Raw genomic sequence first — 16,987 nt, forward strand, 5'->3', positions numbered from 1 at the left:
GCCTCTTAGGACAAAAGCAACACGAATGACTACTACTTCGTGTTGCTCTCTTCATAACAATCCGGTATAAACAAATATATATTTATAATTAGGGGAAGTACCCTTAATATGGAATTAGGTAAACACTGAAAATACAAGTCTTTAAAATCCATGTTAGCGATAACATGTAATATTACTACAAATTTGGAGGGTATATGAAAGTTAGAAAAGGATTGAATTCAGACATTCGGGAGGTGCTCCAACTGGAGTATCGTCTCTATCCAAAGCAGTGGCATGTCCCTGAAGAAATTATAAGGAAGGTTTTGGCCCGTAATGAGGAAGTGATTCGAGTCCTTGAAACGAACGGTGTTTTAAAAGGACATTACGCATTTTTACCTTTAGAGAAGGACGTCTATGAAAAAGTTCTGCACGGTACATTGGATGAAAAAGAACTTGCTGATTATATAGTAGATTACAAAGAACCAAAAGACATATACTTGTATTGGACAACTGTAATGGTCGATATTGAAGACACAAATCGTCGGCAATTCTCCAAATGCCTATTGAACGACATCCCCCTCTATTTAAAGAGTTTACAAGAAAGGGGAATGAACATAGTGGAAATTGGCGGCATCTTTATTTCTGACAATGGCGTTCGTGTGGCCCAACGTTTTGGAATGGTACAGACCGGTACAATCTGCTATGCGGGTAAAAGCTATCCTGTTTATCGCACTGCTGCTATCCACTGATGGATCAGCAGTTCACTCAATGAATAGAACAGCTATTGATGAGGCTTCAGCCGTGGGAGTGTCAACAATCAAGCAAATGCTTTTTATAATTTAATGTACACTTCCTCCGTTTGTTTAAGCGGCAGCGATGGAACGTTTGACTCGATGGGCGAAGGATCTATTATTAATTTTGATGGTGTGCCACTCGTAAAAGGTGGAGGCCGGCCGGATGAAATCATTACAGGAGAAGTAAGGCCAGCACTTGTACGAGAAGCGCGCAAAATATGGGCTGTAGAAAATAATATTTATCAGCTTGGCCATCGAGGTTACGTGGCAGTAAAAGGTGGAGCTTCTGATTGCCCATATACCTATATGAAGGATCTTGTTAAAGGCCAGTATGCTTTGCCATGGGAAGAAGAAGTCGTCCACAAAGATGGTTCTGCTTTCGGCTTTCCTCCTCCAACCCGTTCTTTTGAAAATAAAGCGTTAGTAAAGAAATAACTTGTTCTCTGTTTTACTTAAACAGCCGCGGCTTATTTACCGGGGCTGTTTTTTATTTTGTGAATCCTCCACTTTGCCATCAATCCTTTTTATAAAATCGATCTTCTTATCTCCTTATCTCGCTAGAATTTAATCATACAAGGGGAGTTAACAATAAAAATACAACAACTATGTTCATAAAAGAAGAAGATCACACTTCTGTGGGAACAGCAATTCATTACAAAGACACCGCCTGAATTTTATTCAGGTAGTATTTATCTATATAAGAGGAGTTCCTATTACAACACCCTGTTTTTTCATTATAAATTTTCCAAAAGTCCAGTCCTCCCTAATGGATTACAATTCTAAAATAAAAAGAACAGCTTGTAGACAATGCCTTCATTTTGAAGGCGCAGACTCTAGACAAATTGGTAGCATAATTCACTTTTATTTACCTTTTCATTCCAAGAGCTTACAGACGAAAATTGATGCCCCTAGTATGTGATAAATTATCTTCCATGTTTACCTACCCAGTTTACACTTGATTACGGGCTAAACTTAAAAAGCCAAGGCTTTTTTAAAGCACTTGGCCAAATGCAGTATCCGTACTTTGCTCTATGAAAGTAAGCGTAAGTATGCTGCCTTACTTACTCTCTTTCCAGATGTCTTTTAATTTCCAGACATTTAAATCCCCAATATGAACGGTTCCATTTTTAGCATAAAACTGGAGGCCTAAACTTGATGTATGCGGGTAAATTCGGCTAGTTAGTACATTAAGTCCATCATTAGCAAATACTTCGACAGATGAACGATCCAGATAAATGTGCAGTGACAACGTCCCCTCTTTTAGTTCTACCTTACTTTTTCGAACCCCGCTTACTCCCTTACCGGCCTTTTCACGATCAATAAATAATTTGAAGGATGGAACATCAAAGCCTACAACTGTTTCCTCTGTTCCATCGTGATTACATCTAAGTTTTATCCCAAACTCATCTGCTGTCACATCTTTTAACAAAAAATCTACCTTGATTTCAAGCAGCTCTTCTTTTATTCCCGTATCAATGCTTTCGTTATCAATTTTATCAATAAACAGTTCAATGGATTTTTCGCGAAGTTTTTCTAATTCTGAAACAGGGTTCATGGCTATTTTCCCATCAGACGTTAAAGAAAGTTCACGAGGGAGTGTTAGAGCACCGGCCCACCCATGCTCTTTTGTCGGCATTGGAGATTCCCACATATCCATCCAGCCGATAGCAATACGTCGTCCGTGATCGTCAATTAACGTTTGAACAGCATAAAAATCATGTCCATAATCTAACTCTTGAAACTCACCATATGAAAATTCGAGTGTATCATAATTAAAATCTCCCACAATATAACCTGTTTGGAAGAGATTTTGATATTTCTCGCCTTCCGCTTCTATTCCCTGCGGTGAAAATAACAATACATGTTTCACGCCAATTTCAAAGAAATCGGGGCACTCCCACATGTAGCCTTTTGTCCCATCACTTTCAGCCAAAACACCAAGATACTCCCACTGTCTCAAATCTTTTGATTTATACAGAATAACTTTTCCAATATCCTCTTTTCGAGTGCCTACAATCATATACCAGTGATCTTTGTGTTTCCATACTTTTGGATCCCGAAAATGTCCGGATCCTTCTTCTGGATGTTTTGAAATAACCGGATTTGCGGCTTCTTTTATAAAATGAATTCCATCAGTGCTTGTCGCAATGCATTGTGATTGATCGAGTATATCTTTTTCACGGTCAACAAATATATTTCCTGTATAAATTAATGTCAGTATTCCATTATCATCAACCGCGCTGCCCGAAAAACAACCATCTTTCTCATATGCTTCGGTTGGGGCAAGAGCGATCGGTAAGTGTTCCCAATGAACTAAATCTTTGCTTTTTACATGTCCCCAATGCATCGGCCCCCAATTTTCACTATACGGATGATGCTGATAAAATACATGGTACTCCCCTTTAAACTGGATTAAACCGTTCGGATCATTGATCCAGCCAGCAGGCGCCATAATGTGGTACCCTAATCGATAACAGCCCTTCACTTTTTCCTTGGCATTTCTAAGTGCCTCTTCTGCTTGTTGAAGTTTGTTTACTTTTAACATACTCTCATCTCCTTATATAGCTTGTTGTGATTTTACTATATTCGCATGTAAGCCTTTGCTTTTTTTAGTACTTAATAAAGTAAAGATTGAAACGACTGTGAAAACTAAAACCAATCCTCCCATTACGAGGTACGAATAACGGAAGCCGATACTATCGTACATTACCCCTGCAATTGGCGAAAGAATGGATTCACCAATCTGTTTAGCGAATTGGAAGCCTACCAGATACAGCACGGAAGATAGGCGTGTATCAAAGTTTAGTGCCAGGTATTTAAAAATAGCAATTAGCATGATAGGTAATTCTAACGCGTGGATTAATTTCATGGCTGAAATGCCAATCGGTTCTACAGCCAATCCAGAACCAATAATTCTCAAGGCCATTAAAAAACCTGCCAAAATCAAACTGTTTTTGGCGCCAAGCTTATTTACAATAAATGGTGCAAAGAACATGAAACCAGCTTCTAGAAATACTTGGAATGAATTCAAATATCCAAATACTTGATTACCCAAGGCTTCAGTTGGGAATAGCGATGAGTAATAAAGCGGGAATTGTTGGTCGTATACTCCGTAGATACATGCTACGCCAATAACATACAACATTAAGAACCAGAAATCTTTTAAGAGAAAAAGCTGACCAACATCCTTGAATGTAACCGAATCGGCTTTCTCTAGTTCTTGGTTTGTTATTTCTACTTTTACAGACATAATAATGGCCACTAATACAACTGCCGAAACAGATGCAACCCAAAAGTTGATATTCGGATTTATATTAAATAATTGTCCCGCAAAAAAGGTAGCTGCTGCCCATCCTAACGAGCCCCACATTCTTGATTTTCCATATTCAAAGCCATACTTACGACCAATTTTTTCAACATACGATTCGATTGCACCAATTCCAGCTAAAAAGGCAGTTCCTAAATAGAGGCCTCCGACTATTGCGCCCAATATCACGTTGTATTGTAACAGCGGTCCATAAACATAGATATAAAAAGGGCCGACAAATACTAGCAAAATACTGATAAAAAATAATATATTCTTCCTTAAGCCTATTTTGTCAGAGATATAACCATATAAAGGCTGCATACACAGAGCAAAGATAGCGTTTACAGAAAAGATTATGCCAGTGGCTGATCCACTTAAATTTAATTCTTGTCCTAACCAAATGGAAAACAAAGAATAGCTAGATGACCAAGTAAAAAAGAAAAAGAAAAAGTACGCACTTAGCTTCCAATACAAACTTTTTGAATCTTTCATTTTAATAACTCCTTTAACTAAAGATATAAAATGCTTTGTTGTAATTGTGCTTACAATATACTTTTGAAAGATTACAGGTTCCAATGCAACAGAGCAATATAGACTTAGAAATGATCTCAACCGGTTGGAATGCCAATGCTCAATGTATTTATTAATCCTGCTACATCTTTATTGTAAGCGTTTTGAAACGCTTTCAAAACGAGGTATTCCTATTATTTATGTTTAAATTTTAATAATAAGGCTTTCAAAATTCCTTTCTCATTTCAGCTGGATCCTTGTGCAACACGGGGACTCGGTGAGGAGTAAAAATATATAAAAAAGAGCAGAAATTATTTTTCTGCTCTTTGTTTAAATATAGCTTTCTAGTCCATAGACTAATTATAAAGTGGAGGGGGAGTTATGTTGAGATTCAATAAACTCTAATACCTTTTGTTTCGAAGGCATTGATTGAACAGCTCCCTTAACTGATGCTGTTAAAGCGCCGCTGGCATTTGCAAAAGTTAGTAGCTGCTTATAATTTTCTTTTAATTTTTTGGATAGGTTATCATTAGAAACTTCTAATAATGCCAGCTCTGCTAAAAATCCACCCATAAAGGCATCTCCAGCGCCTGTTGTATCTACTGCATTTACGGTAAATCCTTTACTTTCAAATTCTTCGCCACTTTTTAAATACAAGATGGCTCCTTGCTTTCCTTTCGTATAGAGAACCGCCTTGACAGACCCGATGAAAAGAGATTGAATAGCCGCTTTCTCTTCTTCAATTGCTGTAATAAAAGAAAGTTCTTCATCAGATACTTTTACAAGGTCTGCTAAAGGCAAAAACTCCTGGATTGTTTTCTGACAGCTTTCAGCATCTGGCCAAAGAGCTAAGCGTACATTCGGGTCAAAACTAATAATACCTTTTCTGTTTCTCACAATCTCAATAACTTTTTGATGGGTTTTTTTCATAGAATCTCGCATTAAATTAACGGATCCAAAATGTAACATATCGCCTTCGCGGAACCACTCTTCCTTTATTTCCTCAGAAGAAAGCAATAAATCCGCAGCATTTTGTCGATAAAAGGAAAAACTTCTTTCTCCATCTTGATCAATTGATACAAATGCCAGGCCTGTTTCCCCTTGAGTTGAGCGATAAAGATAAGAAGTGTCAACCCCATGGGATACAAGGACCTCAAACAAATAGTCACCAAAATGATCACCCGCTAGTTTGGTTAACATCACTGAATGACCACCATATTTGGAAACAGCGACAGCGACGTTCATCGGTGCGCCGCCAGCCATACGTTCGAAACCTGTTACTTCTTTTAAAGAAGTGTTTTTCTGGATAGGAATAAAATCAATTAATGCTTCTCCAATACAAAATACATTATTCACATTTTTCACTCCAAACAAGGAACAAGCTTTGACGCTTGTTCCTTCTTTTATTCGCATTTTACATCTGTAGTGCTTTTACAATCTCTAGGGGAAGAAGTTAATCATGCTTAAGCCGCAGTGCTTCACGTCTCTCCAGCTGTTCAAAAGAGCGTAAAGAAAAACGAACTGTGGCATAAGAAATTAAAACAAAGCTAAACAGCATTAATACTGGTGAAAGCCAGAACAATAGGCCGGCTGCAACCCAAAATAATAAGATTCCACAAGCAGTCTGAAAATCTAAAAAAGCTATAATAAATGAGGTCTTCAGTAAATCTAGTCCCGTTTTTTTATAATGGATCATACATGGAAATAAAGCCGTACTAACCAGCAGCCAGATTAAACAAATCGTTCCTACAAAAGAAACCAGAACTATATTCCATCCCGATGGCAAGTGAAATACAAAGAATAAATCAGCAGCGAGTATAACACCAACTACTAGCCAGCTGTTCCCGATGAGAAATCCTTGCTTGAAATGAAGCTGGAAAAATCGAAAGAAACCGCGGACCACACTGTCATCTCCAGTTGCCTGCCACTCTCTTAAAACAGCCAGTACAGCAGCCGTACTGGGGCCAATTGTGATAAGAGGCAGGCAGCCGATTAACCATAATACATTTAAGATGAGAACATTAGCCACCGGCTTCATCAATCCCGCTGTTTTTCCGCTCCAACCGTTCATTTTGTTCATCCTTTCACGCCGCTTGATGTAATCCCTTGAACATAATATCTTTGGAAAAATAAGAAGATTAAAATCACTGGAATCGTGGTTAAAGACAGGGCAGCCATAATTTGACCGTATTCGATATTATTATCAGTAAACAAATACTGAACACCAACTTGAACAGTACGAATCGATTCATCTGTTGCCACAATGAGCGGCCACATAAAGTCGCTCCAATGAGTAACAAATGTTAAAATAGCGGCTGTCGCAAAAACAGGCTTAGAATTCGGGACAACCACTCTCCAAAAGGTTTGCCAAGGAGTGGCCCCGTCCAGCATCGCCGCTTCTTCCAGCTCTTTCGGTATTCCCATAAAAAACTGGCGGAATAAAAAGATGTTAAATGCCGAGGCAATAAACGGCACAATAAGCGCCGGATATTCATTGATCCAGCCGAAATTATTCACCACAATATACAAAGGAATCAACATACTCTCAAATGGCACTACATATAAAGCGATAATTAATACTAAAATTAAATCACTGCCTGGGAATTTAAGTTTTACTAAAGCATAGGCACAAAGTGAATTGACAATGAGACCGAAAATGACAATCATACTGACGGAGAATAAGCTATTCCACATATAATGAAAGAAATGGATCCGGTCTGAAAATAAAATCTGTGCATAGTTACTAAAGGTAATCTCTTTTGGCAAAAAAGCTGCAAGCCCCATATCTTTAAAAATCATAGTCTCTGGCTTTAGTGAAGCAATAATCATCCAGAGAAGCGGTGCAATAAATAGAAAGCCGAGTAAAAGGATTGCCATTGTAGTGATGACTTTTCCTGCTTTCTTTTTTGTTTGATGGCGCATAATTCTTTCCCTCCTTACTGCTTTAATATTTTCTTTAAGATAAGTGATGAAATAAGAACAATGAAGAAAAATACGACAGCAATCGCGGATGAATAGCCGACATCCCGGAATTGAAATCCGTTTTCATATAACATAAAGACCAAGGTTTTCGTTGAATCACTTGGACCACCGTTTGTCATGACGTATGGCTGAATAAATAATCGAAATGCTTGGATTGTCGTAATAATCAGCACAAATCCTGTAACGTGGCTAATGGATGGGAGTGTGACATTTCGAAACTTCTGCCACACACTTGCCCCGTCCATTTCGGCTGCTTCATATAACTCTTCTGGCACTTCTTTTAAACCAGCTAAAAAAATCATCATTTGAAAGCCCGCTGCCTGCCACACTGACATAAAAATAATGGAATTCATTGATTGGTCTGCACTTAATAGAAAGGGCTGGTTTTCAATACCAAAAAAATTCAACGCATGATTAATCAAGCCGCTGTCCACGTTGTACAGAAAAGTCCATAAAATAGCGACAACCACCATGGAAGTCACCACAGGGCTAAAAAAGAAAACACGTCCAAGACTTGCCACCTTTACTTTCTTGTTGACCAAAATAGCCAATCCTAATGCCACAGCGCTTTGAATAGGTACAACAAGTGCCGTAAAGTATAATGTGTTTTTTAATGAAGTAAGAAAGATCCCATCTTGAAAAAGACGAATATAATTATCAAATCCCGTAAATTCTTTGCCGTCTGGATTCAACATGTTGTAGCTCATAAAGCTGTAACCGAAAGCCAGCATAACCGGTAAAATCAAAAACGTAAACAGCAGTACCAGTGCCGGAAGAGAAAAAGCAATACCCAGCCAGCGCTTTTGTGTTTCATATGTCAGTGTTTTTCTTTCCACTTGGATAGGCGTAACGGTCTTTTCCACTGTCTTCACCTCTTTTTATTGAAAAGGCAATCATTATCCATGATTGCCTTTTTCGTTTATTAGTTTTTTCGATCAATATCTGTATCTACTTCTTTGGCTACTTTATCTAGCTCTTCTTGCACATCGCCACCAAGGAAAATATTTTGTACGGCTTGTCCATATTTAGTAGAAAGAACAGGGTAAGACGTAGTTAATGGACGCGGATGCGCTGTTTCTAACACTTGGTCTTTTAATACGTTTAACGGTTCTTTATCCCATTCAGCCAATTCTGTAAAGGCATCAGTCCGTGCCGGCGGCTTATCTTCAACAGCTGCCAATTTCAAAACATTTTCTTTTGTATGGATAAAGTTTAAAAGTTCAGCGGCGGCTTCTTTATCTTTCGCGCTTGTTGAAACGCCCCATGCCCAGTCACCTGATGGAGATACTTGTTCCCCATTTGGACTTTTCGGATAATACGTAATGCCCCACTCTGTGTCTGGATAATCTTTTAGCTTTGCCCACTCCCACGAACCCATTAGCATCATGGCTGCTTTTCCATCTTCAAATTCTGTTGGAGTTGGCTGCAAGTTAACAAGTCCTTCTTTTGTGAACTTTTGCAAATATTTCAAAGCTTCCACTGTTTTCGGTCCGTTTACATGCCCATCTGCTTTTGATCCGTCTTCTGCAATAAAGCTGCCGCCATTGCTCCAGACAGTAGGTCCAGTAAAGTAAATGATCCATTCGCCGTAATCAAGTGTCCAATTGACACCGTAAATTCCCTTTTCTTTATTGGTAAGCTTCTTGGCTGCTGCGTAAAATTCATCCCATGTCCATGCTTCTTCTAACGTTTTGGGCGGCGTAATTCCCGCTTCTTCCAGCATTTTCACATTGTAGAACAAAGCTACGGTCGATTCCATCGGTGAAATGGCATACAGCTTGTCTTCAAATGTCCCTTGCTTGATAACAGAGTCAACAAACTGATCCTGCTCTTCAATCATTCCATCAATTGGCTGAATAATGCCAGCGTCCGCGTAGTTGGCTACATTTGGTCCGTCCATTGCTACCAAGTCCGGCAGTGTATTGCTAGTTGCTGCCGCTGAGATTTTATCTTCGTAAGCATATTTATTTCCTCGGGGAATAAATTCAATCTCCGCTTCAATCTCACCGTCATGCTCTTTATTGAATGCATCAATAACTTCTTGATAAGCAGCGCTCGTATTGCCTTCAGGGTACCAAAGCGTTAGTTTTGTTTCGCCATTGCTCCCTTCAGCGCTTTTATTATCCTCTTTACCACAGCCACTTAACGCACCAATAGACAACATCGCTGCTGTGCTCAATACTAACAATTTCTTCATCTGCATTTCCCCCCGTCTTTCTTAAAGCGTTTTCATATATTCATCTTAGTTGATGGTAAGCGTTTTCAAAATGAGGTGATTCTATTTTTTATGTTGAAATTTCTCTTACACAAAAAAAAACCTTTTCAATTTGAAAAGGTTAAAAGGTTTTAGAACTCCGCATGCTGCTTTCTATATTCACTTGGTGTTTGATGCAAACGCTTCTTAAATACCTGGCTGAAATAACGCTGGTCAGTATAGCCGACTTTCTCAGCAATTTCGTACGTTTTAAGTTTTGTATGGGTTAAGAAAAAACACGCTTTTTCAATACGGTAGTTTGTCACATATTCAAGAAAGGTCACACCGGTTTCTTGTTTAAATAACAGACTAAAATAACTAACACTCATTTCTGCGTAAGCCGCCGCTTGCTCGGCACCAATATCCTCATGATAATGTTCCTGAATGAAAGATATTACTTTTTCAATAGCATCGGACGCTGTCTTTTTGGACTGGTACTTTTCCATAAGCTCTGTAAAGAAAACGACGGACCCATCCAGTCGGTGAAGGTTCATCCATTGCTTAAGAGTTTCCAAATTAGGCTTTACCTGTTCTTCATGTGTGAGAGGTTCACCAATCAATACTCGGTAGCCTGTTAAATTGCGCTGATACAAATCGTTATATAATAGGTGGATATCCTCTTTTGACCATTCCCCTAGACACAGGGTCATTGTGGCCGAAAGCGGATAACAAAAATGCCTCGCTCTGCTGCTGGAAAATAACTTTTCGTCCAGCTGCTCCGCAGACTCCTGCCCTTGCTTTTCAATCAAAATCGGCACGACCGGCTTACTTAAAGAGGTTATAGTTGTTTCAGTTTCACGCGAACCTGTTATAAGTAAATTATGCAAATGATGCTTGTCCGTCTCATACGTTTTTTCTGCTTCATTCCGTAATTGATTAACAGCTCGCTGGATACACTGCTGTAATTCTTCGTAATCAACCGGCTTTAATATATAATCAAGTGCTCTCCACTTTAACCCTTCTCTTGCATATTCAAATTCATCATAACCACTAATTAAAATTGCCAAAGGCGCTTTAGGCAATTGATTCAACTGCTTTAACAGCTCCAGACCGGTCATTCCAGGCATAGATATATCAGTCAATAGTAAATCTGCCTGCTGTTCTTGGCAAAGACTCAATGCCTCCTCCCCGTTTTTAGCCGTTCCTACAACCTCACAGGCTAGGTCATTCCATGGAATAATCTGTTTTAAATTCCTGAGTATAATCGCTTCATCATCTGCAATTACTACTTTAAACATTCGCTTTTTCACCTCGGCTTACTGGAAATGATAGTTGTATGATGGTTCCTTGCTCAGAAGAACAAATTATCATACCGTATGATTTTCCGTAATATAGTTGCAGCCGCTCATGTACATTTCGAAGGCCATGTCCCTTTTCTTCAAAGTCTTCTCTTTTTTGAAGAATTTTTACTAAATTAGCCTTTGAAATACCTTTTCCATTATCTCTTATCTGAAAATAGCCTTTACCACCAACACACTTCCCAGAAATCGATATCAGCCCATCTTCCTGTTCCTCAAAAGCATGGATCAAGATATTTTCTACAAGCGGCTGTAAGATTAACTTGAGTACCCGCTTTTGACTTAACGACTCATCTATATCCAGCTCATAGGAAAAGGAGTCATTAAAACGGATTTTTTGAATTTCTAGATAACTGATTACATGGCTGACTTCCCGCTGCACAGGTACTTCATAGTCCCCATTGATGCTGATCCGCAAAAGCCGTCCTAGATTAATGGTCATTTTGCTAATTTCTTTTTGCCCGCTCATGGCTGCAAGGGCATTAATGGATTCCAGCGTATTATAAAGAAAGTGTGGATTGATTTGTTGCTGTAAAATTTTAAATTCGGCTGTACGGCTTTTTTCTTCTTCTTTTTTAATTTGCACAATGAGTTGTCCCAGACGCTGGACCATTTGATTAAACCTGAGTGATAAACGGTTTAACTCTTTTAAATTGTAGGTCTTCATTCGAACGGATAAGTCACCTTTTTCGACTTGCTTCATGCTATCTTGAAGGGCTTGAACAAAACCAGCTGTTTTTCTTAAATAAAAGAAATTAAAAAATATGGCTGCTAGCAAGGCTAATAAAGCCAAACCTAATGTAGTGTTTCGGATATAGGTAATATCGTTTGAAAGAAGTGCCCAAGGTTTTAAAGAAACAAGCCAAATATCTTCCTCCCCTGCTAAATTCAGTTGAGAAGGCATATAAGTAATTAATTGTGTTTCTCCATTCCAAGGCTCTAACAAATAGCCTGTTTCGCCTGATTGTACTTGCTGAAGAGACTCAACCGCGAGCTTTTTTCCAATCCACTGGTCATCCAACGCATACAGAATTTCTCCCTCTTTATTGATTAAAAGTTCTGTAGAAACAGCCGAAGAATCTTGTTTAAATACTTGGTCAAATAGATCAAGCCGAATGAGGAGCACCATATAACCCAAAGGATCAAGAGTATCAATATCATTGACAACTCTTCCATGTGTGAAAAAAAGAGCCGTATTTTGCTGAAATGGATGAGACACAACAGCTGAAGGGCTTTGCCAAACAGGTTCGCCTTTTATTTTTTTCATTTCTTGAAGCAGCTGCTGTGAAAAAAGATTCTCCTCTTGAGATACTCGATTGTTTGACTGATACACCTTTTCTTCTAATGTATTGTATAAAGCAAACTGATGAACTTCAGCATTAGCATACATTACACCAGCAATTGCTTGCTCTTTGCTGTACAAATCATAGATACTTTCTTTTTTAGAAGACGTTAAGAAAGATTGAACATCTCCTGAAGCAATTATATAATCTGAAAAATGGTTTACTTCTGTAATAGATGCCATCATATTTCGATCGAGCATTTTTAATGTTTCAACTGTCTGACTGCTAATGGTTTTTTGCAGGATGTCTGTTGAGATTCGATTAGAGATGTAACCTAATACCGTTATTGGCACCAAGACAAAAATTAGAAAAGCGGCAATCATTTTTTTGTTGAAAGTCATTATGGGTTTACCTTTTCTGGTGTCATGTTTTTGTTGTATTTCTCAAACATCTCTTCAAGATTGTGCAAATATTTTCTCTCATTTTGATCGAGAAAAAATTGCATAGTATGCTGCCGATATTCTGTTTCTGCCGCTGTTCCTCCTGCCCAGTAATGATTAGGCCAATTAACCATTTCCCCGTCTGTCACTTTTTCTTCAAGCGGCTCTAGTACTTCTTTTGTTTTTTGCACGCCCATAATCGTACTGATTGACCCTTCATACAGCGATAGACCTTGAGCATTGCTTTCTTCTGTTAAAAAAGACAAAAATAGCTTTGCTTCTGCAGGGTATTTTGTTTCTGACGAAATACTGATTCCAATGTCTACTCCTCCCAATACGTTATTTTGCTTGGGATCATTCGATACAGGAACAGGAAAAATACCATACTGTAAAGTGGGGTTTAATTTCTCAATAACAGGAAGAGCCCAGCTTCCCATTATATACATTGTCCCTTCTTTAGCGGCAAAAGCCTCATTAGCTTCTGAGTATCCCATATTAAAAGATTCAGGGGGCGTATAGGAAATAAGCGTTTCTACTTTCTGGGTTATTTCTTTCCACCTTGGATCATCCCGCACTGAAGAGGGCATTTGCCAATAGGATGGTGAAAATGCATTCGCTACAAAACTCAGCGTAACGATACTCGTTTGGTTAGCGTCTTTATTAGGCATAATAAGCGGCTGTTTCCCTGATTTCTTTAATTCATTCATTACAGCAATCCACTCATCCCATGTAGATGGGATGGTCAGGCCTAAATCACTAAAATCATCCTTGTTATACAGAACGCCAACGGCATTCTGAGTGAACGCAACTCCATACATGCGGCCGTTTACTTCATATCGCTGCTGAATCGTTGGCTGGACACGATCTAAAAACATTTCTTTAGTTAAATCTAGCATATACCCTTTTACTGCCCGGTTCTTATAATCTTGTTCAAGTGGATAACTAATAAACAAGTCAGGAGGATAGCCTTGAGCAATGCGGGTTTTTAATACAGACATGCCATTTGGAGCAATTACCTGTTCGATGTTGATATGCGGATATTTTTCTTCAAAGTTCGCAATTAGTTGATCAAAAATAGGCCTAGTTTCTTCCTTAACAGTAAAAAATTCAAGCGTAACGGGCTCCTTTTCCTGTTCAAGAATTTCAGGTCCATTTTGAGAACAGGCCCCTAACAAAACAGTAAGCCCCAGTAGCCATCCTTTTTTCATAAATTGGCCTCCTGCTTTCTTTCAGCAAATTATATGTAAATAAAGTATACAATAAATTAGAACTATTAAAGTTATTATGTTTTATGGTTACATTTCTATTAAGCCCTTACAATTAGTGATAAGAGGGTGTCTCTGTTAGGAAGATTTAGAGGAAAATTATTTTCGAACTATGTTTTTTAGAAGTTTTTTAATTGATGATTTGTCAAATTAAGCGCAACACTTCGGCAATAAACGTTTCGTGTGGCGTACGCCGACCCAGGCACTTGCGCGGCCAAGAGCCTGGCCCAGCTCATCACCCGTTGCCTTACAGGCCGTTGGTATTTTCATTGCTTCCACGCTGCCAGGGAGAATACGGGTCCGCAAAATAAAAGGAGTCCCTATGTCTTTTTCCAGCATGGCATAACAGCTGAATTCTTTTCCACAATCTGTGGTTGCCGTCTTGAAGACCTGCTTCAGCATACGAAAAAAACTGCCGACAATAGTCGGCAGCTTAGATATTTCGAATGAGCCATTGCTATTTTTTTGCTTTGATACTTGCAATAACACTATTATCTTTATATTTGACAGTTACCTTGTAACCACTAGCAGTTACATTATCAAATTTACCTTTCACCTTGTCGGCAGTCACTAAAGTAATGTCTTTAGCTTTTCCTATTTCATAATCAGAAAGATCTAAATTCAGGTCCCCACCATCAAGGTATAACAGTCCATCAACATTTACTTGACTGTTATCATCATCCATTGCAATATCCAAGTTTCCAGCTTCTATTGTAAAATTGCCATTTAGATTTAAAGGTCCATCTGCATCCACTGAAACTGTTCCATTTTCTAAATAAAGATCGCCTTTACCAAAAGCAGCCGTAGAAGTGGCTTCCAGCGTTCCTTCTTTTAGCAATGTGCCTCCTGTATAACTGTTATCTCCTGTCAATGTAAGCATGCCTGTCCCTTTCTTGGTAAGCATACCACTGCCAGTAATATCATTTCTCCACCAATCATGGGCGTTAAATCTTCCTTTTGAAGCATCCATATCAACGGTTACATTGTTTAAAAACGCACCATATCCATCAGCTGCTGTTACCAAATCAAGTCTTCCCCAGCCATTTGACTCGTCTATTACAGGATAGCCTGATTCAATTTCTGTGGTATATAATACTTCTCTGCGTTGCTGATCTGTTAAATAAGGCTGACGGGTTTCCAATAAAACTTCGGCTCCTTTAGGCACTACAGGGGCTAAACCTTTTGTTCCTGTTTGAGGTAATCCGTAAGTAAGTTTTTCCCGATAGAAAGCTTTATTTGCTTCATGATCTTCCCACTTTTCCTCGTCATACGCACTTTCAAACTTATAATCCTCTGTTACCGTATGTGCATATTCGTACAAGCTCATTCCTTTTGATTGGGCTAATTCACCGAATACCTTTCCAGCATTTTCATACGCCTTATCCAGTACCTCTTTGTTTTCTGGAAGATTGTATGCAAATGCAGTCATTGCCGTAGATTGTATTCTTGCTCCTATCACATCAAGTGGAGAGTGCATTCCGGCCACTATTCTATTTTCTCCCATTTGAGCGGCTCTTGTTAAAAATTCAGTATATCTTTCCGGTGTTGCATAGGCAAATCCGAATGTTGATAAATACGATGCACTTGTATGCCCGCTTGGAAACGCTCCATCTTTTCCTCTTCCGTCTTCCGCTTTTCTTTTTACATACTCTAATGCAGGAATGACCTCCACATTTGTTTCATATTGCTCGAAATGTTTTTCTCCTGTTTCTTTTTTGCCGCCTGAAGGCAATTTTTCTACGGCACTTTCACCACTGCCGATTGTTTCCCAAACAGGTAAACCGTTCTGATCAACAACTTCTTTCACTTCTCCATTTGAATTCATTCTGTATGGTCTTGGAGAAGAGAAAAAGTACTTAGAAGGATTTGACGAAGAAGGATTTCTAAATCTAATTAAATGAACTAAATCCATCGCATCTGAAAGTTCAGATTCCTTCCATTGACCCATTCCCTGGCTTTCGTCTTCCGCAGTTGCTTCTTCCAAAACCTTATTCATGTCTTCTGGTGACCTTACAATATTTGTTACCGGGTTCACTATATCTACGTAAGTATTAGCTAAAGGTCCATACGCTTCGATCATGCTGTATATCTTATCTCTTTGATCATCGTAATAGGCTGCTAACGCCTCTTCATCTGTTCTGTTTTTCGTAACATCTTCTACATATTTTATATTGGCTTTCCAAGTCTCTGCATGTCTGATTTCTTCGTTTGCATATGTTTTCTTATCCGCTACTACTTTTGTTTCATCATTTTTATATCCATCAAAATAAACGGTAGGTCCGTCGCCATATGCTGCAACCTCACCATTTGCACCTGGTTTAGTTAACGCTGTTCCATCTCTCCAATCCGGCTGATTCATTGACCAGATTTGATCAAAACCATCTAAAATATGAATAAAAGGATTGGTTGCAGCTATATTCTTTAAGACAGGATCATTTGCATTTCCGCCATTATCCACTGCGGGTAAAGGCTGCTCAGCTTCAGGAGCATCTATATTTACTTCTTCAGTAGTTCCTTGTGGTTTTGAAGGTTTTGAAAGCTTATCTTTTTTTAAAGCCTTATTTGCTTCTGCACGAAAACTGTCAGGGTATCCTTTCATTGAGCCATTATCAATCCAAGGTGAAACTTCATTTTTCGCAAAGCTCTCCTCGATATCAGAAGATTGGCCGGCGGCCTGAACAGGAAGCACAGAGGATCCCATGGTTAGCACTGCAAGTACTGTTATTGATTTTTTTTGCATAAATTTCATAGTTTTTATATTTCTCCTTTTCTACTGCGAATTTCTAAATGATTTCTTTTTCAAATACTTTATTTTCACCTTTAATAGGTTATTCAATCTCTTAGTGGACATTTAAGAAGTTGAATACTTATTAAC

At 38.7% G+C, this 16,987-nt stretch carries 13 protein-coding genes and 1 pseudogene; 2 read left to right on the forward strand and 12 right to left on the reverse strand.

Annotation, left to right across the window (positions count from 1 at the left end; genetic code table 11):
* The first annotated feature begins 194 nt into the window (after nt 1-194).
* Entirely contained in the window at nt 195-728 is a 534-nt protein-coding gene (locus L2D08_RS15690) for a hypothetical protein (RefSeq protein ID WP_242235022.1), read from the forward strand.
* Nucleotides 729-872: 144 nt separating this feature from the next.
* Nucleotides 873-1,208, forward strand: a complete 336-nt coding sequence (locus L2D08_RS15695) for a hypothetical protein (RefSeq protein WP_242235024.1) — start codon at nt 873-875, stop codon at nt 1,206-1,208.
* A gap of 622 nt (nt 1,209-1,830) precedes the next feature.
* Here the strand turns inward: L2D08_RS15695 and L2D08_RS15700 are convergent.
* From L2D08_RS15700 to L2D08_RS15755, 12 genes and pseudogenes are all read right to left on the reverse strand, one after another.
* Nucleotides 1,831-3,318 carry a glycoside hydrolase family 32 protein gene (locus L2D08_RS15700; protein WP_242235026.1) on the reverse strand — a complete coding sequence of 496 codons (1,488 nt, stop codon included), beginning with the start codon at nt 3,316-3,318 and terminating at the stop codon, nt 1,831-1,833.
* A gap of 12 nt (nt 3,319-3,330) precedes the next feature.
* Nucleotides 3,331-4,572, reverse strand: coding sequence for an MFS transporter (locus L2D08_RS15705; protein ID WP_242235028.1), 1,242 nt, complete (start codon nt 4,570-4,572; stop codon nt 3,331-3,333).
* A 378-nt stretch (nt 4,573-4,950) separates the two neighbouring features.
* On the reverse strand, nt 4,951-5,946 hold the full coding sequence (locus L2D08_RS15710; RefSeq protein ID WP_242235030.1) for a carbohydrate kinase family protein: 996 nt from the start codon (nt 5,944-5,946) through the stop codon (nt 4,951-4,953).
* A gap of 97 nt (nt 5,947-6,043) precedes the next feature.
* Nucleotides 6,044-6,661: a YesL family protein gene (locus L2D08_RS15715; protein ID WP_242235032.1), complete on the reverse strand. Its 618-nt coding sequence runs from the start codon at nt 6,659-6,661 to the stop codon at nt 6,044-6,046.
* Between the two features lie 5 nt (nt 6,662-6,666).
* Entirely contained in the window at nt 6,667-7,512 is an 846-nt protein-coding gene (locus tag L2D08_RS15720; RefSeq protein ID WP_242235034.1) for a carbohydrate ABC transporter permease, read from the reverse strand.
* A gap of 14 nt (nt 7,513-7,526) precedes the next feature.
* A complete protein-coding gene (locus L2D08_RS15725) occupies nt 7,527-8,435 on the reverse strand; it encodes a carbohydrate ABC transporter permease (RefSeq protein ID WP_242235036.1) in 909 nt (302 codons plus the stop codon).
* Between the two features lie 59 nt (nt 8,436-8,494).
* Nucleotides 8,495-9,769 carry an ABC transporter substrate-binding protein gene (locus tag L2D08_RS15730; protein ID WP_242235038.1) on the reverse strand — a complete coding sequence of 425 codons (1,275 nt, stop codon included), beginning with the start codon at nt 9,767-9,769 and terminating at the stop codon, nt 8,495-8,497.
* A gap of 149 nt (nt 9,770-9,918) precedes the next feature.
* The gene (locus tag L2D08_RS15735; protein WP_242235040.1) at nt 9,919-11,064 is read right to left on the reverse strand and encodes a response regulator; all 1,146 of its coding nucleotides are present in this window, start codon (nt 11,062-11,064) and stop codon (nt 9,919-9,921) included.
* Entirely contained in the window at nt 11,057-12,808 is a 1,752-nt protein-coding gene (locus tag L2D08_RS15740) for a cache domain-containing sensor histidine kinase (protein ID WP_242235041.1), read from the reverse strand. The genes L2D08_RS15735 and L2D08_RS15740 overlap by 8 nt, the downstream gene beginning before the upstream one ends.
* Nucleotides 12,808-14,055, reverse strand: coding sequence for an ABC transporter substrate-binding protein (locus tag L2D08_RS15745; RefSeq protein ID WP_242235042.1), 1,248 nt, complete (start codon nt 14,053-14,055; stop codon nt 12,808-12,810). The genes L2D08_RS15740 and L2D08_RS15745 overlap by 1 nt, the downstream gene beginning before the upstream one ends.
* A gap of 202 nt (nt 14,056-14,257) precedes the next feature.
* Nucleotides 14,258-14,499: pseudogene (locus tag L2D08_RS24690) on the reverse strand (transposase); the annotation flags it as partial.
* Between the two features lie 70 nt (nt 14,500-14,569).
* Nucleotides 14,570-16,861: a phosphatase PAP2 family protein gene (locus tag L2D08_RS15755; RefSeq protein ID WP_242235050.1), complete on the reverse strand. Its 2,292-nt coding sequence runs from the start codon at nt 16,859-16,861 to the stop codon at nt 14,570-14,572.
* Nucleotides 16,862-16,987: the final 126 nt, after the last annotated feature.

Origin of the sequence: Domibacillus sp. PGB-M46 (genome assembly GCF_022668875.1) — a bacterium.
Taxonomy (GTDB): domain Bacteria; phylum Bacillota; class Bacilli; order Bacillales; family Domibacillaceae; genus Domibacillus.

Excerpts from the sequence above, each read along its gene's own strand:
- L2D08_RS15735 (WP_242235040.1), bottom strand. The coding sequence starts at position 11,064 with ATGTTTAAAGTAGTAATTGCAGATGATGAAGCGATTATACTCAGGAAT.
- L2D08_RS15730 (WP_242235038.1), bottom strand. The coding sequence starts at position 9,769 with ATGAAGAAATTGTTAGTATTGAGCACAGCAGCGATGTTGTCTATTGGT.
- L2D08_RS15705 (WP_242235028.1), bottom strand. The coding sequence starts at position 4,572 with ATGAAAGATTCAAAAAGTTTGTATTGGAAGCTAAGTGCGTACTTTTTC.
- L2D08_RS15720 (WP_242235034.1), bottom strand. The coding sequence starts at position 7,512 with ATGCGCCATCAAACAAAAAAGAAAGCAGGAAAAGTCATCACTACAATG.
- L2D08_RS15745 (WP_242235042.1), bottom strand. The coding sequence starts at position 14,055 with ATGAAAAAAGGATGGCTACTGGGGCTTACTGTTTTGTTAGGGGCCTGT.
- L2D08_RS15715 (WP_242235032.1), bottom strand. The coding sequence starts at position 6,661 with ATGAACGGTTGGAGCGGAAAAACAGCGGGATTGATGAAGCCGGTGGCT.
- L2D08_RS15740 (WP_242235041.1), bottom strand. The coding sequence starts at position 12,808 with ATGACTTTCAACAAAAAAATGATTGCCGCTTTTCTAATTTTTGTCTTG.
- L2D08_RS15700 (WP_242235026.1), bottom strand. The coding sequence starts at position 3,318 with ATGTTAAAAGTAAACAAACTTCAACAAGCAGAAGAGGCACTTAGAAAT.
- L2D08_RS15755 (WP_242235050.1), bottom strand. The coding sequence starts at position 16,861 with ATGAAATTTATGCAAAAAAAATCAATAACAGTACTTGCAGTGCTAACC.
- L2D08_RS15690 (WP_242235022.1), top strand. The coding sequence starts at position 195 with ATGAAAGTTAGAAAAGGATTGAATTCAGACATTCGGGAGGTGCTCCAA.
- L2D08_RS15695 (WP_242235024.1), top strand. The coding sequence starts at position 873 with ATGGGCGAAGGATCTATTATTAATTTTGATGGTGTGCCACTCGTAAAA.